This window comes from Thermoplasmata archaeon (assembly GCA_038851035.1).
Lineage (GTDB): Archaea > Thermoplasmatota > DTKX01 > VGTL01 > VGTL01 > JAWCLH01.
In genome coordinates, this window is the sequence record JAWCLH010000024.1 from 1 (window position 1) to 17,540 (window position 17,540).

The following is a 17,540-nucleotide window of genomic DNA, read 5'->3' on the forward strand; positions in this document are numbered from 1 at the left end:
CCGTGGCTGTAGCCGCCCCGCAGCCTCAGAGCGCAGCCGCACAGGCTCCACAGACACAGCCAGCCGCAGCAACCTCGATAGTGCCCCTGAAGAGGAAGAGAGGAAGGCCTAGGAAAGTTCGGCCAGAGGAGGCTCCGGCACAGGCCGTGGCTGTAGCCCCCCCGCAGCCTCAGAGCGCAGCCGCACAGGCTCCACAGACACAGCCAGCCGCAGCAACCTCGATAGTGCCCCTGAAGAGGAAGAGAGGAAGGCCTAGGAAAGTTCGGCCAGAGGAGGCTCCGGCACAGGCCGTGGCTGTAGCCCCCCCGCAGCCTCAGAGCGCAGCCGCACAGGCTCCACAGACACAGCCAGCCGCAGCAACCTCGATAGTGCCCCTGAAGAGGAAGAGAGGAAGGCCTAGGAAAGTTCGGCCAGAAGAGGCCGCGCAACCTGAGGGCGTCGCAAATGCGGCCCCTTCTGAACAGAAATCCAGTGAGGACTCCTCCGGGCAAGGAGCCGATGAAAAGAGCGAGGCTCCCGCGGCGGAGGAGAAGATGGAGTCGAAGAGCCCGGGTGGCGCCGAGGGGAATACGCCGGGGCAGTGATTTTTGCTGGATTTTTTAGACGAAGTCAACTCTTCAAGCTACTACCTAAGGCCCTCGGCAGGCTACCGGGGAATCGACGGAAATGGAGGCTGGGTTGGGGCCGGGGATTGCGGAGGAGAGGGTGAAGGAGGTGAGTTCTGTAACTGGGGCGGATACTGGGGCGCAGGAGCCTGCGGCGCGGGGCAGGAGGAGGGGCTGGTGGGATAGGACTGGGGGGATTGTGAATAGTAATAGGGGTAATAACACTGAGGCGGGTACTGGGCCTGCTGGACTGTAGACTGGGCCGGGGGCGGGCTCCAGGCCTGCTGGGGCGTCTGCTGTCTCCGGGACTGCTCGAGCCAGACCTTCCAGATGTCCTTTGGATACAGCTTCGGGTCGTAGGAGAGGCCCGGGAGGGGCACGCTGCGCAGCCTCGCATGGTTGGTGAGGCATACGATACTGCTGATCAGACCGGGGCCCACCACAAGAAGGAAAGGCGGCAGGAAGATTCCCAGCACGGCCATCGCTGCGGTCAGACAGATTCCTGCCATCCCGCACGCTCTATTAAACTTGCCCAGCATCTGCTGCTTCCGGGATATCGGAGGCGGCGGCGGCACGTACCAGCTGTTCATCATTTCCCTCACCTGCACCACCCGGTCCTTTCGTCGCCGGGGTATTTAAGAAGCGCGTGGTAGGTACCATCAGATCGGGCTACGGGGTGCCGGCCCGCGAAGATTTATACCAGCATCTCTCGTTGCCCGCCAGCGATGCGCGATGGACGGGGAGGCGGACCGGGGCTCGAGGAGCTGGCTCCCGGGCTCCTGCTCGTTCACGCCCCCATGGAGGGCAGGATACCCTACGCCCACTCGATTCTGGTCCCGGGCGATTCGGGGAGGGGGGGAATTCTCGTGGACACCGGTCTGGGCCCCGGGCCGCTCCGCACGCTTAAGAAGAGGTTCGGGGTCCGCCTGGTCCTCAACAGCCACTATCACAGGGACCACACCTGGGGAAACTACCTTTTTAAAGATGTGCCCGTGAAGGCACACTTCCTGGACGCCCCCATGCTCAACTCGATGAGGGTCTATTTCAGGATGATGGGGCTCGCGGGCAGGAGGGACGCCGCGCTGATAAAGCGCTTCACGCTCACTTTCATACCCCACACGCCGGGCCCGCGCGTGGGCACGTTTGATGGAGGTGAGGTCTTCGAGGCCGGCGGCGTCGAGCTGGAGGTCGTCCACCTCCCCGGCCACTCGCCCGGCCACTGCGGGTTCCTCCAGCGCGAGGCGCGCGTCCTGTTTTCCGCGGACATAGTTCCGGACGACTTCGGCCCCTGGTACGGCCATGCCTGCTCCTCGATGGAGGACTTCGCATCGTCCATAAACCGTATCATCGCTATGAGGCCCCATATCCTAGTCCCCGCCCACGGTTCCCCCATCCGCCGGAGAATCGTCTCGAGGCTCCGGAAGTACCGGGACAAAATTCGCTGGAGGGAGAGGAGGCTCCTGAGCCTTCTCGAGAGCCCGCTGACACTGGCGGAGATTCTCGCTCGCCACCCCTTCTACGGCGGCTCGCCCGCCGCTCTCAGACTCCCGTACAGCTTCTGGGAGGAGACAATGGTCGTCAAGCATCTCGAGAAGCTCGTTGAGGAGGGAGAGGTGGAGAAAAGGGGGGCGCGCTTCGTGGCCCGCTGAAGGGAAATTTCTTAAGCACCGAGCGCTTTGGCGATGCAGAGAGTGATGGCCGGCGAGAGTGCATCCGGGACGGTAGTGGAGGCGCAGAGCCACTCCGACTACGACGTGAAGGCCGTGGAGGCGAAGTGGCAGGAGAGGTGGGAGAGGGAGAGGATCTACTGGTTCGACTGGTCATCTGAGAAGCCGGTGTACAGCATTGACAACCCCCCGCGATACGCCAACGCCGCGCTCCACCTGGGCCACGCCACCTCCTACACACAAATTGATTTCGTCGCCCGGTACAAGAGGCAGAGGGGCTACAACGTCTTTTTCCCGCTCTGCGCGGACGTCAACGGGATGCCGATCGAGGTATCGACGGAGAAGAGGTACGGGGTCAGCCGGAAGAACACTCCGAGAAAGAGGCTCATCGAGCTCTGCTCGGCCTTCGCTGCGGAGAACATCGCGGAGATGAAGCGCCAGTTCAGAATTCTGGGTCACTCGATGGACCCCAGCATCTACTACCAGACCGACAGCCCGGAGTACAGGCGGATAACCCAGCTGACATTCCTCGAGATGCTCCGGAGGGGGCTGGTTTATAAAAAGGAGCACCCCGTGACCTGGTGCCCCCACTGCGGCACCGCGCTCGCGAGCGCGGACGTGGAGTATCAGGAGAGGAGGACGAAGCTGAACTATATTAAGTTCGGCGCAGAGGACGGAGGGACGGTGGTCGTGGCGACCACTCGCCCGGAGCTCCTGTGCACATGTCAGATGGTGGCAGTGCATCCTGAGGATGAGAGGTACAGGTACCTGCCTGGGACGAGCCTCACCGTACCACTTTTTGGCAAGAAGGTCCCGGTGAGGGAGGACGGTAAGGTCGACCCCGAATTTGGCACAGGGGTTGTCATGGTCTGCACAATCGGCGACAAGGACGACCTTGAGTGGGTGCAGAGGTACGGCCTCCCAATCGAGAAGGGGATAGACGCGGACGGAAAAATGACCGCTCTGGCGGGGAAATTCGAGGGGATGGGAATTCGGGAGGCGCGGGAGGCGGTCATTGAGGAGCTGAGGAAGGAGGGACTCCTGGTGAAACAGGAGGAGCTGGTTCAGAGCGTCGGGACCTGCTGGCGCTGCCACACCGCGGTCGAGTTCCTAAGCGTGCCACAGTGGTTTCTGAAGACCCTAGACTTCAAGGACAAAATTTTGGAGAAGTCGAACAGCATCCGCTGGCATCCCGAGTTCATGAAGGTCAGGCTCGAGAACTGGACCCGCTCGCTGGCCTGGGACTGGTGCATATCGAGGCAGAGGTACTTCGCCACCGCCATTCCCATATGGGAGTGCACAAAGTGTGGGGAGGCCGTGCCCGCGAGACCGGAGCAGTGCTATGTCGACCCGACCGTCACCCCACCGCCAGTGGAAAAATGTCCGAGTTGCGGTGGGGAGCTGAAAGGCTGCGAGGACGTCTTCGACACTTGGATGGACAGCTCCATCACCCCCCTGTACAACACATTCTGGGGCAGGGACGAAACAAAGTTCAAAAGGCTATTCCCCATGTCCCTAAGGCCCCAGAGCCACGACATCATCAGGACCTGGGCCTTCTACACGATTCACCGCCACCTCTTGCTCCTCGACAGCATTCCGTGGAGGGAGATCATCATCAACGGCTTCATCATGGCCCCAGACGGGACGCCGATGCACACCTCGAAGGGAAATGTAATAGACCCATTACCCCTATTAGAGAAGTACGGCGCCGACGCCTTCCGCTACTACGCAGCTTCCTGCACGCTTGGAATGGACCACGCGTTCCAGTCCAAGGAGGTTGTGCATGGGAGCAAATTGGTGATGAAGCTTTGGAACGTGGAGAGGTTCGTTGGGATGGCCATCGGTGGAGGGGATGAGGCTCGCGGGAATGGGGTTGGGGTAGGGAGAGGTGGAGGAGGGCCTCAGGGAGCAGGTAGGCCCGCGCGCCCTGACGACCTGAGGACTGTTGACCGCTGGATTCTCTCGGTCTACTCCGGCATTGTCGAGAGGGTTACGGCGCTCATGGACGAGTACCAGTTCGACAAAGCTATGAGGGAGCTCGAGGCTTTTCTGTGGCACGAGTTCGCAGACCACTACATCGAGATGGTCAAGCACAGGAGCGACGGGGCGATGCGCTACACCCTATATACAATTGGCCTCGGGGTCGCGAAGATGCTCGCGCCGTTCATGCCGCACGTGACTGAGGAGGTCTTCGAGCGGTGGTTCAGGGAGGCCGAGGGGGAAAAGAGCATCCACATCTCGAAATGGCCCGAGCCCGTGCTGAGGGACCCAGACGCCGAGAGGGCCGGGGCCCTAGTGCGAGACGTAATCGCAAGGCTGAGGGCTTGGAAGGTGGAAAAGGGAATCGGGCTTAGGCAGCCGATGGGGAGGGTGTTCGCCTTCGGCCCCGGGGCCGAGCTGCTGAGAGAATCGCTGGAGGATATCAAAGGCACTCTGCGGGCCACGGAGGTCGTTCTCGAGCGCCCCCCAGACCTGAGGGAGGAGGTCACGAGAGTGACTCCCGTGAAGTCGAGGCTGGGGCCTCTCTTCAAAGCCGATGCTGCGGCGGTCGCATCGGCGCTCGAGGCCCTCCCGCCGTCGCGGGTGGCGGAGGCACTTGCCGGTGGCCGGCTGGAGCTCGAGCTCCCTGACGGCAAGGGGGTGTCAGTATCGCCGGAGATGGTCAAACTGGAGAGAGCCACCTTCGCGGGCGGACGGAGGGTGGAGGCACTGCACGTGGGGCCGCTCACCGTTTTGGTGGAAAAGACCGGGGGCGTGTGAGGCGCTACTCTCCGCCCTCCTCCGGCTCCGGTATCTCACCGGCCATCGAGCGGCGGGGCGCGGCCGGAGGCTCCCTCTTCTTCTCCCTCGCCTCCAAAACGTCCTTGTAGACGGGCTCGAGCTCGATCGCCTTTCGATAGCACTCACGAGCCTTGACCGTGTGCCTCATGCTCTCGAGTATGTGGCCCTTCTTGAACCACGCTTCGGCGCTGTCGGGCTTGAGGACCAGGACTCTGTCGAATGCCCTTATCGCCTCACCCTTCCTCCCCAGCTCGAGTAGGGCGTTGCCCTTCCCGAGCCAGGCCTGCGGGTTCTTCTCGTCAATACCCAGAGCGGCCTCGAACGCCTCGAGCGCCTTCCCTGACTTGCCCATTGCGTTCAGCGCCTCACCCTGCCTCACGAGCGCAGAGGTCAGGCCGGGGTTGCTGGCGAGGGCGCGTTGGTAGGCCTCGACTGCCCTCTCAAGGTCACCGAGGATGTGAAGGGAATTGCCCAGATTGAACCAGGCCTCGGCATAGCCCTGGTCCGTCTTCACTGCCCTCTCATAGCACTCGACCGCCTCCTTTATCCTCCCCTGCCTCTCGAGCGTCACGCCGCGGTTGTTCCAGGGCACGGCGTAGCCGGGGTCTATAGCCGTTGCCCTTGCGAAACTCTGCTCCGCCCCCTGCAGGTCGCCCACCATCAGCTGAACCGCTCCTTTGTTGTTCCAGGCGCGGGCCGATTTGGGATTGATTCTGAGCGCTTGGTCGTAGCAATCGCGCGCGTTCTCAAGGTCTCCCATCTCGCGGAAAATATTGCCCTTCCCCTCCCAGTAGCTCTCGCTCTCCTTCAACCGCAGGGCGCGGTCGAAGGCCTCAAGGGCCTCTTCGTACCTGTGCAGGGCCCCCAGCGCGCTCCCCAGCGCCCTCCAGACCTCCGGGTCGCCAGGCTCGAGCTCGAGAGAGCGCTCGTAGCAGTCCACGGCCTCCTTGAGCTTCTTCATTCTCGCGAGCAGATTGCCCTTGTTGTTCCAGACCGATGGAGCCCTCGAGTTCCACTCGAGAGAGCTTTCGAAGGCCTTCAGGGCCTCCTCAAACCTTCCGAGGGCGAAGAGAACGGTACCCCGGTTATTCATGACAGCGGCGTTCTCGGGAGCATACTCGAGGGCCCTGTCATAGGCCTCTAGGGCCTCGGAGTGCCGCCCGAGCCCGTGCAGGAGCTCGCCGAGCTGGCTCCAGGCCGCGGGGTTGTCTGGGTGGAGCTGCAGCGACGCTCTGTAGGACTCAATTGCCTCGTTGTACTTGCCGAGCCTGCTGAGCGCGTCCGCTCTCCTCTCCCACGCCCCCCAGTCCCGGGGCGCCCTCTTTATTTCCTCGTCGCAGACCTTCACAACCTCCTCGAGCTGGCCTATGCTCGCGAGCACGGCTTCCTTGCTCCGCAGAGACTCGAGATAATTGGGGTCTAGCTGGGATGCCCTGTCGTAGCTTCGGATGGCCTCCTCAGGCCTATTCAGGCCGAACAGCGCGTTGCCCTTTCCGACGAGCGCGTGGACGAAGCCGGGCTCCGCCTCCAAGGCCCTCTCGAAGGCCTCCAAGGCCTTTGCATAGTCCCCCTCCGCGTTCAGGATGCTACCCAGATTGCTCCAGGCCTTCGCGTCGTGGGGGTTCAGCTCCAGCGCCTTCCTGAAGGCCTCCTTCGCCCCCTCCCTGTCGCCGATGTTGAAGAGCACTGTGCCCCTCCAGTTCCAGGCCTCGGCGTGCAGGGGGTCCTTCTCCAACACCTTTGAGTAGCACTCCAACGCCTCAGCGCTCTTCCCCGCCCAGCTCAGCGCATTCCCCTTCCTGAACCAGGCCTCAACAAAGTTCTCGTTCAGCTGGAGCGCCTTGTCATAGCACTCAATGGCCTCGTCGGTCCTCCCCAGCACATGGAGCGCGTTGCCGCGCGCGCACCAGGCCTCCTCGCTCCCGGGGTTCAGGTCCATCGCCCTGTCGAAGCACGGGACCGCCTCTTCGAAGCGCTCCATCTCGGAGAGAAGGTTGCCCTTCTCGTACCAGGCCTCGTGGTAATCAACCTTTATCTGAATCGCCCTGTCGAGCGCCTCCAGCGCTTCGATGTGCCTTCCCAGCCTCTTTTTCGTGAGGGCTATGTTGAGCCAGAGCTCGGCGTGGTCCGGCCTCACAGAGAGGGCTTTCTCGAAAGAGGCAAGCGCCTCCTCGTCCCTGCCGAGCCTCGAGAGGGCCTTGCCCTTGTTCAGCCAGACCTCCGCGAACTCATCGCTCAGACTCTTCACGTTCTCGTAGCAGGCGACCGCCTCGGAATACCTCCCGAGAAGGAAGTAGGCGTTTCCCCTGTCCCTCCAGCCAGCCTCGCTCGATGGCTCGAACTCCGTCGCCTTCTCCAGCGCCTCCGCCGCCTCCGCGGGCCTGCCAAGTGTGTAAAGGATGCTCCCGATGTCGTGCCAAGCGACCGCGAAGTAGGGGTTGAGCTCGACGACCTTTTTCAGCGACTCCAGCGCCTCCCTCGCCCTCCCCGCCCTTCGCAGCAGCCTAGCCTTCTCATAGATTCTGAGGTGATCCTCCGGTCTCGTCGCGAGCTCTCTTTCGCACTCGGCGAGCGCGGCACCCACCCTCGAAGGCTCGACGAGGGCGTCCATCCTGGCCCAGGCGTCCGGGAAATTGGGGTTGATTCTGACTGCCTCGCCATATGCCCTCCGCGCCTCGCCCCTCCTGCCGAGCTCCTCCAGCTCCCTCCCATAGGAATACCAGACCACCTCGTCCACACGGCCCTGCCCCAGCAGGGCCTCGTAGGCCTCCGCGGCCTCCCTGTGCCTCCCGAGCTGGGAGAGGACCTCGGCCTTGTTGTGCAGCGCAACCTCCCGCTCGCGGCCAAGCTCTAGGGCCCGGTTGAAGGCCTCCAGGGCCTCTTGGAGCCGGCCCATCGCCCTCAGCACGGCACCCCGGTTGTTGTGGGCCTTGGCGGAGGAGGGGTTGAGCGCCAGCAGCCTCTCGTACACCTTCAGGGCCTCCTCGTACCTTCCCGCCTGTAGGTGGGCCACGCCTAGGTTGTTCAGGGCCTTTTCGTGTCTGGGGTCGAGCTCGACTGCGCGCAGGTAGCTCTCGAGCTCCTTCTCGCCGTTGCCCATCTCCCCGTAGACCACTCCCTTGTTGTACCACACCTCCGCCGCGTCCGGGCTGACCCTGAGCTCGGTGTTGTAGGCACGAATGGCTCCGTGGCGGTCCCCGAGGGCATGTAGGGAGTTCCCCTTCTCGAACCACACTCCTTTAATATCCGGGCAGAGCTCCAGCACCTGGTCCCAGTGCTGGATGGCGCGCCTGTGGTCGCCAAGCGTAATCTGCTCGCGCGCTAGCCTAATGGCCTTCAGAACCTGCTTCCGGAGCGCCGGGGCAAGCTCCTCCGCCGCGGCCTCTGGTGTCAGAATTTTAGCCGCCGTGCGAGTCTCGGTGGGTGGAGCGCTGACGAGCGCCTCTATCTCTCCCTCCATTTTCTCGAGCCTATCGAGCACCTTGAAGGACTCGATGCCTCTAGTCAGGTCGGAGGCGTCCAGAAGCTCGACGCCCCTCGCCGCCCACTCCTCCCTTGTTTTTTCGTCGAAGTTGTCGATTGCGGCGTAGACGCCCTGCAACCCTCCGAGCGATGCCTGCAACTCCTGAAGCTCCTCGAGAATACCTTCGCCATGGCGGGCCATTATCAAGAACTCCCTCTCCCCAAGCGCGGCCGATATCCGAAGAACCTCGCCAGTGACGCGGGCATCCCTCAGCTCGAATTCGAGCGCCTCGAAAAGCGCTATGAGGGCCTCGAAGAACCTCTCCCTCGGCATGGAAGACAGGCGGCCGTCGGCTTCGCTCTCCGGGGGCCGGGGCTCGGACACGTATCACGTAGCGACGCGCAAGGATTAAAGTTTAACCACACGATACGGTCAGCATGGCGCGCCTGTTCGGGACCTCCGGCGTCCGTGGTCTGACCAATTCCGAGATGACACCCGAGCTCGCTCTGGAGCTGGCCCGGTCCTTTGGCACCATTCTCGGCACCGGGAAGGAAGTCGCGCTCGGGAGGGACACGCGCCACGGCGCGCAGATGCTCTCCCTCGCCGCCGCCGCTGGCCTGACCTCGTGCGGAGTCAGCGTCAGGGACTGCGGCGTCGTGCCGATGCCGGCACTGGCCTCCCACATAGTCAGCGAGGGGCTGGACGGCGGTGTTCTCGTCACGGGGTCCCACATGCCACCGGAGAGGATAGGCCTGATTCTCCTGAACTCGGAGGGCGCCTACGCCCCGCACTCATTCACCGACAGGGTCGAGGAGCTGAGGGCCAGCAGGGGCTGGGTTCCCGTCCCATTCGACAGGGTGGGCACGCTCAGGCCGGCCGACAGGCCCCTGGAGAGGTACATGGGCAGGGTGGGGAGGATGGTGAACAGGAGGGCGATATCGCTAGCGAGATTCAGGGTCCTCGTGGACACCGGCAACGGCACAGCTGGGGCCGTGCTTCCCCGCCTTCTTAGGGAACTCTCCTGCGACGTCATCGCGATCAATCAGGAGCCGAAGCCCGTCCCAGACAGGGACCCGGAGCCCCGGGCGTCGACACTCGGTGGAACTATCAAGAGGGCTGGGGAGGCCGGAGCGGAGCTCTCCGCGGCGACGGACATGGACGCGGACAGGGTTGTTTTTTTGGACGAGCGAGCGCGGCCGATTCCGGAGGACGTCACCGGTTGCATATTCGCAAAATACGTGCTGGCAAAGAGGAAGGGGCCGGTGGTCGTACCAATCAATTCCTCTACTATGATTGAGAGGGTCTGTAGGGAGGCTGGGGTGGAGCTGCACTATTGCCGCGTCGGTCAGCCCCCCACGATGGAGGCGATAAAGCAGCACGGGGCGGTCTTCTCCTATGAGGAGTCGGGCAAGTACTACTTTGTCAGGGACGAGTTCTGGTGCGACGGAATTCTCGCCACGCTCAAGATGCTGGAGATAATGGCCACGAGCGGGAAGAAGCCCTCCGAGCTGGCGGCTGAGTTCCCCCCGAGACCGCAGCACAAGCTGAAGCTTCCCTGCCCGGAGAGCGAGAAGCCGCGAATCTACCCGGAGGTGCGGAAGCTCCTCGACTCCCACCCGTTCGAGGACGTGGACAGAACCCTCGACCTCGACGGCCTCAAGGTCATATACAAAGACGGCTCATGGCTGCTCATCAGGCTGAGCGGGACCGAGCCCCTCGCGCGCGTCTTCGCCGAGGCGGAGAGCGATGAGAAGGCGGCGGAGATGGCCGAGTACGGCGCGGAGCTGGTGAGGTCGGTCCTGGGAGCGTAGTGGGAAAGAGAGAGGGGAAAGGTAGGAAGGAAGTAAGGGTGGAGAGACACGGGGCAGTTGGAGAGCAGGGGCGCAGAACGCGCAAATAACTGTCCTGTTGATTCCTGATTTGGTATGAGAGTGGAGGTTTCCAGGAAAAAATATATTAGTAGATGGCTCTTCTGAAAATCATGAGAGCACAAACAGGGATAATAGCGGCCGTCCTGCTTCTGAACCTCATCTCGGTTATTTCCGTAGAATGGGCGGGGAGCGGGGGTTCTGATGCGGCGGGCCCCCGGGCGACCTTCTCGACCGACTTCAGTGACTCGTACGGGACCTATACAATGACCGTCACCTTCACTGAACCCCCTCCCGCGCATAACGGAAACATTATCAGGATGTCCGGGACATTCAAGGTGGACAAGGGGTTCCCTCTCCACGAGCTGTCCCTCGAGATACAGAATCTCACAATACCTCAGAGCAGCTTCTGGTATAACATGACGGGCGAGAAATGGAGTCTGGAGTTCAGGCCGCTGACGAGCGTCTACGACACTGGCTTCATCAAGTACCGGACCATTAATTATAAACTAAAATTCAGCTTCATCACCCCGCAGAGTGCTGTATATACCGCCTGGCTGGGTCCCCCCGGCCTCGTCAAGGACGGAAACGCTGCGGGCTGGTTCACGCTCGACGTCTCCACGAACGACTGCCCGGCCATTGCCCACTCCTGCCCGGAAATCATCGAATGGGACCCAGCCTGGGGGGACTATTATCGTCTGCCCATATCCTTTACGGTCAGGGACAATGGCTATATCAAAAACGTGCTCGTGTTCGAGTACTCGAACATATCCAAGCGCTGGCAGGCGAACCGCACCTGGTCCTCCGGCCTGGACCCGGACCCCGGCTCCACGGGGAACGTCTCTTTCGGCGGCAACCTCACGGCGTTCTTCACCTATGCCCAGTACACCTATGCCCTCTCCCTGTCGAGATTCGAACCCGCCGCATATTATGTGATAGCGGCTGCGGACTGCGCCAACTGCGTCACTTTCTCTCCCGTGATGCCGGCTTCCTTCGTGGAGGCTGCTCTCGGAGGCTCGTCCTTCAGCGGCAGCGAGGAGTGGCTCGCATCAGCATACAGCATTACTCAGGTGGAGCAGATTCCGCCGGTGCCCCTGACCATCATCCACACGCCCGTGAAGTCAATGAACGTCAATGAGGCGAGGAATCTGACGGCGGACGTGTTTTCCGAGACCGCCCCCTCGGTCGAGCTCTTTTACCGCGGTGTGCTCGACACGGAGTTCATAACGGTCCCGATGTCCCCCGATGGCATGAGCGGAAACCGGTACAGCTTCCGCGCGAGCCTACCCGCTCAAAAGGAGCTGGGCGAGCTCGTCTACTACATCAAGGCCACCGCCGGCAACAGCACTGCCCACGACCCCCCAGGCGCTCCCGGCCTGGTGCACAGGGTTCAGGTCGTAGGGAAGTTCTGGGTGGCCTCGACCTACCCGGCCGACAGGGATATCAACCTACCGGCGGACCTTTCCAAGACCATCAGACCATCCATCTCGATCGCGTTCTCAATGGCGGCCAACGCCAGCACGGTCCGGGAGGGCTGCATCAAAGCCTACTACTACAAAAATATAGAAAGAACGGAGCGCGTCGATATTGATGGGCTGACGTCATACGACCCGGCCCGGTTCACCGCGAGGTTCGAGCCCGCCGGAGAGCTGCCAGAGGGGAAGCGCATCCACGTCACCGTCTCGAAGAGCATCCAGAGCACCCTTGGCGTGGCGCTGGGAAGCGACTACAACTTCTCTTTCCTGACTATGCCAAACATCACACTGCGGGTCGTCCCTGTACAGGTGGTCGAGGGCTGTGACCTCGTCCAGCACAAACCGACGGTTGTTCGCGTCTTCCCTGAGTGGCCCGCCGACCAGTGCGATGTCGCCAACGTCACCGCCTCGGTCAGGCTCCGGGTTGACGGCGTCGACCAATCCTGCAGGCAGTCCGCGCTGTTGAGACCCATGTGGAGCCTCAGCCCGAGGGAGCTGGCGGCGGGCAGGGCCTCGACGGACTTCGACAGTGAGCTCGGAGAGTTCTCATTCTATCGCGTGGCCGGAAAGCACACCGTGGAGGCCATCGTCGAGCCGCTGACGCAGCACACGCAGGAATTGAAAAGATTCTCTAACAGCACGGTCACGAGGGTCCTGCCGTCCAAGAGGCTCGGGTACAATATATATTATGTCCCCATCAGGGTCGGCAACTACTCCCTCAACCAGACCCAGGAGATCATCAATTTCACAAGCGGCTGGGACTCTTACGTTGAGAAGGTCTTTCCGGTGGCCTGGACCAACCCGACCATCACATCCGCCTTCGGTTACTCCCCTCTGGACCCCTGGATGAACGGCCTGAGCGCGCATGTCGAGGAGCTGAGCGCTCTCCACTACGATTGCCTCCTCTCGGACTACGAGCGGTATGTCGGTGTCGTCCCCTACGACTGGCTTAACGAGGGGCAGGGCTGGGACGGGACTCGGGGCCTCTACGAGTGGAAGACCTGGACGGCTGTGCTGGTGGAGGAGCCCATTCCGGCAAACTGGAAAGTCCAGACGACCGACTGCGCCCATGAGCTTCTGCACTCTTACGGACTGGACCACTCCGAGACCACTCACGACATCATCGGGTATGATGTGAGCCTCCACGAGCCCATGTCGTTCTACGAGACCCCCGCCCACATGCTCAACAACATCCTCCGGGAGCGTCCGGTGAACTGCGACATTTCCTGGGTGCGTTTGAAGGACTACTCCGTGGTTCTGAGGGCTCTGACCACCGCCCCGGGCGGCCGTCAGGGCGGGGGCTCTGAAAACCGCTCGCTGCTCGTCTCAGGATTCCTGGGGCCCGGTGGCGGGCTCCAGCCACTATTCTCCATCAACCGCCCGCCCGAGCCCGGCCAGCTGCCACCCGGAAATGTCACCGTTCTCATGCTCGACGCGGCCGGGTCGCCCCTGTTGAGCTATGCCCTGGAGCCCCTTGAGCTGGGCAGCGGCCGTCGGTACTTCGCCTTTAGAGCGGCCTGGCCCGAGGGGCTCTCCGCCGTGGTTCTGATGGACGGGGCGAGTGAGATATCCCGAATCAATCGAAGCCCATCGCCGCCAACCCTGACCGTCCTGAGCCCCGCGGGCGCGATTTCGGGGGACGTCAACATCTCCTGGAGCGCGAGCGACCCTGACGGAGACAACCTGACCTTCGCGGTTCTCTGGCGCCCTTCCGGGGGTCTGTGGCTCACCCTGGCCAGCGGCCTGAAGGGCACCTCGCTCATCGTGAACACCAGCGGCCTCCGGGGAGGTGCCGGCGAGTTCCGGGTGCTCGCATCAGACGGGTTCAATACGGTGAGGGCGGAGTCTCCCCCCGTTTCGCTGCCGGGGAGGCCACCCGCCGTCTTCCTGCAGCGCCCTGAGCCGGCCGCGGGGCCCTTCGAGACCGGCGACCTGATTTCGCTCGTGGCGTTCGCGTACGACCCCGACGACGGGCCCCTCACCGGCAAAACGATAAAATGGTCGTCGAGCGCCTCGGGAGCGCTGGGCACGGGCCAGAGGCTCCTCGTCGCCCTTCCTGCTGGTGTGCACACCATCACGGTCGTGGCGACCGATTCCGATGGGAACACGGCGCAGGCCTCCGTACGAATAACGGTTCTGGGCCCGGGGGAGATGCCACCCGGACCGAACCCGGTCTACTGGGTCTCCCTCTCGAGCGCGAAGAACCGGACCAGTGATGGCAGGGTATTGCTCTCCTGGACGGGCAGGTTTCCCGAGAGGGGTGAGCTGGCGCTATACTGGGACCAGGGCGGATCGTGGGAACTCCTGAAGCTCTTCAAGGGCTTCGACCGGTGCAACTACACGGTGACCGGCCTCTCGACCACCGAGAAGCGGACCTATAGATTCTACATCGCGCTGAGAGACGAGAATGGCACAGAACTCGCCTCGTCCGAGGCCGTGACCGTGACCTCCGTCCCCGCAGCGACACCCCGCGGGCCGAGATTCATTCCCGAACCAGCGTATCTCGCCCCCGCTACCCTCGCCTCCGCGATGGCTCTCGCCACCATCAATCGGAGGCATGGACGGCCGAGTTGAAGGGAGTTCACCGGCCCTCTCTTTAGAAATTTGTGCAGATATAGTCCAGCACCGATTCGAATATCGCCCTCCCGTCGCCCGCGCCCCCCGGCCCGCCCCTGCGGGTCCAGTCCGGGTTCTGGAATCTGTAAAAGACTCTCTCGGGGTGAGGCATCATGCCAAATACATTGCCCTTTCTGTTGCATATTCCGGCAATGTTGCCCGGCGAGCCGTTGGGGTTCCAGGGGTATCCGGCCGGATTGCCCTCCGGGTCCACGTATCTAAAGACCACCCGCCCCTCCTCCTCAAGCCTCCCCATCAGCTCCTCCTGCCTCTCCAGCGGGAAGAGAAACTTGCCCTCGGCGTGGGCGCAGGGAATCTGGACTATCTTCCCCTTCGGAATTCTCCGGGTGAACACGCACCTCCCGTCACTCTCGTGCCTGAGGTATGTCGGCCTGCACTCGAACCTCCCGGACTCGTTGGTCGCAAGCGCGGCCTCGGGGGCCTCGGTAATCACGGAGCCGAAGCCGGGCAGCATCCCCAGCTCGACCAGCACCTGAAAGCCGTTGCATATGCCCCCGACGGGGTAGCCCCTCTCCACGAACTCCACGAGCCGGTACCGGAGGGCGCTCTTCATCCTTGCCGCCAGAATCGCCCCAGCGCGAACATAGTCGCCGCTGGAGAAGCCCCCCGGAATCATCAGGCAGTGGTAATCCATCAGGTCCCTCTTCTCCTCTGTCGAGACGTCCTGCCCCAGCAGCTGCTTCAGGTGAACCAGCTCGGGCCGGGCGCCGAGCCTTTTGAAGCAATCGTGCATCTCTTGCTCGCAGTTGGTGCCCTCGATGCGCAGGACGCAGACCCTCACGTCCTCCCGCTTCACGCCGGGTGGATGCCGCTTGGGGCTGAAATAGGTTGCGCGGGTCGGGGCCCGTTGGCAGGGCCCGCAGGGTCCGGTGCCGCCGGGACAATTTTTTATATACATAATATTATAAGCGGGAAAATTATTTATATTCAGTATTTAAATGGGGGCAGTAACCATTCACAAACGGGAGTGGAGCGATATGAGAGAAACCAGCATGAAAGGCACTGCCCTGCTGATGGCGCTCGGCTTTCTTATGAGCGCGTTCGCTTTCTCCGCGCCCGCCGGTGCAGCGGAGGGCAGGGCGGGGAGCTTCGTGGTCAGCGTGACATTCACCAACCCGGACGGGAGCCACGACAACTCCTCGGTTTGGAGCGCGAGCGAGCCCGTGAACATAACCGCCAATGTCTCCCTGGCCGAGGGTCAGGAGAGCGTCACGGACCTCAGCCTGAAGCTGCTCGTGAACGGGAACTTGAAAGAGAGCACCCACGTAGGAGCTCTCAACGTCGGCGAGTTCAGGGAACAGACCTGGCAGTGGAGCTCCACGGAGTACGGCGACTTCACAATCGAGGTCATCGCCATCAACGGAACAGACGAGGCCAACCAGACCGTCGCCACCAGCTACTACAGACTCCTGGCGAGCGACATCGTGATAACGGAGGTGACGCTGAGCGCGACCACCGCGCTCATCGGCGTTGACACGGTCACCATCACGGTGAAGCTCACGAACAACGGGAACAAGGACGGCCCCGCGAGCGTCAACTTTAATTACAAGAGCTCCACGGACGAGGGCACCCTCGGGTCTATCGGGACGGAGGTGATGGCCGGAGCCTCGGTCGAGCGGACGTTCGAGACCAACTTCTCCGAGCTGACGGATGGCGAGTACCAGATTGGAGCGGCCATGCATGACTTCCGCAGCAGCGAGGTCTGGGCCGAGACAAACATCACCCTCGCTACTCCCAAAGCAAATGTGACCATCCAAGACATCTCCGTGAGTCCGGCGCAGGCGCTCGAGGGGGAGAATGTGACGGTCACGGCCACCCTTTTCAACAACGGCACCGCGGACGCCCTCAACCTGACCGTTGAGTTCTTCGAGGGCGAGACGAGCGCCGGGAGCGTGGGCGAGGTCGATGTGACTAGGGGAGCCACGAAGGAGGTGACCTTCACCATCACTCTCTCACCGACAACGGGGGACATGGAGAGGGTGATTAAGGCAAGGGCCGGTGAGGCTGAGGCCACCGCGACGGTAACCGTTCTCGACCGAGTGCCCAGGATGCAGATTCTGGACTTCACGGTGCCGGATGGAATCAGAATCGGCGACACGGTCCAGCTCCGGGCAACTGTCAAGAACGTCGGCACCGCCGACGCTGTGGAGATGGTTGTTGAGTTCTACGACAACACGACCAAGCTCGGCGCCAGCGAGCCGTTCAACCTGACGGTGGGGTCCTCGCAGGAAGTTATGGTCAACGTGACGATAACCGGCGACCCCGACGCCAACCACACCTTTTTCGCGAAGGCGCTGGACGCTCAGGCGAATGTGACCAAGAACGTCGGGAGGAGGCTGAACCCCGCCGCAATAAAGATATCGAGCTTCACCGTCAAGCCCAAGTCCAAGACCGACCAGCCCAGGGACAGCACCCAGAGCTACACGCTCACCCTTGTGCTCCAGAACACCGGCGAGCTCTCCGGGACCGTCACCGTCTTGATAATGGAGAAGACAAAACAGATCGCCAGGGAGGACGTGACGGTAGCGCCGGGGGCGAGCGCGACCAAGACCTACACCTGGAAGGTCAAGGGAGAGGGCGACCACAAGGCCGTGGTCACCCTGACAGGGGACGTGGGCGCGCCCGCGACCTCGGAGGCCAAGTGCAGCCTGAAGTACACGCCGGGCTTCGAGGTCGTGGCCCTGGCCGCGGCGATAGCCATTGCGGCGGTGCTGCTGAGGCGCAGGAAGGGCTGAGTAGGCCCTTCCTCCCCCCTTTTTTCCTTTTCTTTTCCTCCTTTGTCCCCTCGATGAGCGGAGGACTGTCTTTCCCTCACACAGCCAATTCACCGGCTCTATCAATCCTCCAGACCAACACCGGAGGATGCGCGTCGTGTCTTCGCGCGGGTAATGCCCATTTTCGATCCCACATGGCGTTGCGCTCCGGCCTCCCAGAGCCTCAGGGCCTCAGAGGTCCCGCGGCCGGGCGTGTCCACGTCCCGCCACCTCCGCCCTTTACCCATTTTATCCCGCGCTCCGCCGCGCCGACCAAACTCTATATATAGA

Annotated in this window: 9 protein-coding genes; 6 read left to right on the forward strand and 3 right to left on the reverse strand. The window is 62.5% G+C overall.

What is annotated here, in order from left to right:
- Positions 1–584: hypothetical protein (locus QW379_07920; GenBank protein ID MEM2870326.1), on the forward strand; the 584-nt coding region annotated here is incomplete at its 5' end.
- A 62-nt stretch (positions 585–646) separates the two neighbouring features.
- On the opposite strand, the gene QW379_07925 is transcribed toward QW379_07920, so the two are convergent.
- Positions 647–1,213, reverse strand: coding sequence for a hypothetical protein (locus QW379_07925; protein ID MEM2870327.1), 567 nt, complete (start codon positions 1,211–1,213; stop codon positions 647–649).
- Positions 1,214–1,330: 117 nt separating this feature from the next.
- Between QW379_07925 and QW379_07930 the strand changes: the two genes are divergently transcribed.
- Positions 1,331–2,254 carry an MBL fold metallo-hydrolase gene (locus QW379_07930; protein MEM2870328.1) on the forward strand — a complete coding sequence of 308 codons (924 nt, stop codon included), beginning with the start codon at positions 1,331–1,333 and terminating at the stop codon, positions 2,252–2,254.
- A gap of 33 nt (positions 2,255–2,287) precedes the next feature.
- Positions 2,288–5,032, forward strand: a complete 2,745-nt coding sequence (locus QW379_07935; GenBank protein MEM2870329.1) for a valine--tRNA ligase — start codon at positions 2,288–2,290, stop codon at positions 5,030–5,032.
- A 4-nt stretch (positions 5,033–5,036) separates the two neighbouring features.
- Here the strand turns inward: QW379_07935 and QW379_07940 are convergent, their stop codons facing one another.
- Positions 5,037–8,900, reverse strand: a complete 3,864-nt coding sequence (locus QW379_07940; GenBank protein ID MEM2870330.1) for a tetratricopeptide repeat protein — start codon at positions 8,898–8,900, stop codon at positions 5,037–5,039.
- Positions 8,901–8,953: 53 nt separating this feature from the next.
- Here QW379_07940 and QW379_07945 point away from each other — a divergent pair, with 53 nt between their 5' ends.
- Positions 8,954–10,327 carry a hypothetical protein gene (locus tag QW379_07945; GenBank protein MEM2870331.1) on the forward strand — a complete coding sequence of 458 codons (1,374 nt, stop codon included), beginning with the start codon at positions 8,954–8,956 and terminating at the stop codon, positions 10,325–10,327.
- A gap of 170 nt (positions 10,328–10,497) precedes the next feature.
- A complete protein-coding gene (locus QW379_07950) occupies positions 10,498–14,433 on the forward strand; it encodes a hypothetical protein (protein ID MEM2870332.1) in 3,936 nt (1,311 codons plus the stop codon).
- 22 nt (positions 14,434–14,455) lie between these two features.
- Here QW379_07950 and purQ read toward each other — a convergent pair whose 3' ends face one another.
- Complete coding sequence (purQ, locus tag QW379_07955) at positions 14,456–15,292, reverse strand: phosphoribosylformylglycinamidine synthase subunit PurQ (GenBank protein ID MEM2870333.1); 837 nt, start codon at positions 15,290–15,292, stop codon at positions 14,456–14,458.
- Between the two features lie 142 nt (positions 15,293–15,434).
- Between purQ and QW379_07960 the strand changes: the two genes are divergently transcribed.
- Complete coding sequence (locus tag QW379_07960; GenBank protein ID MEM2870334.1) at positions 15,435–17,231, forward strand: CARDB domain-containing protein; 1,797 nt, start codon at positions 15,435–15,437, stop codon at positions 17,229–17,231.
- Positions 17,232–17,540 lie beyond the last annotated feature (309 nt).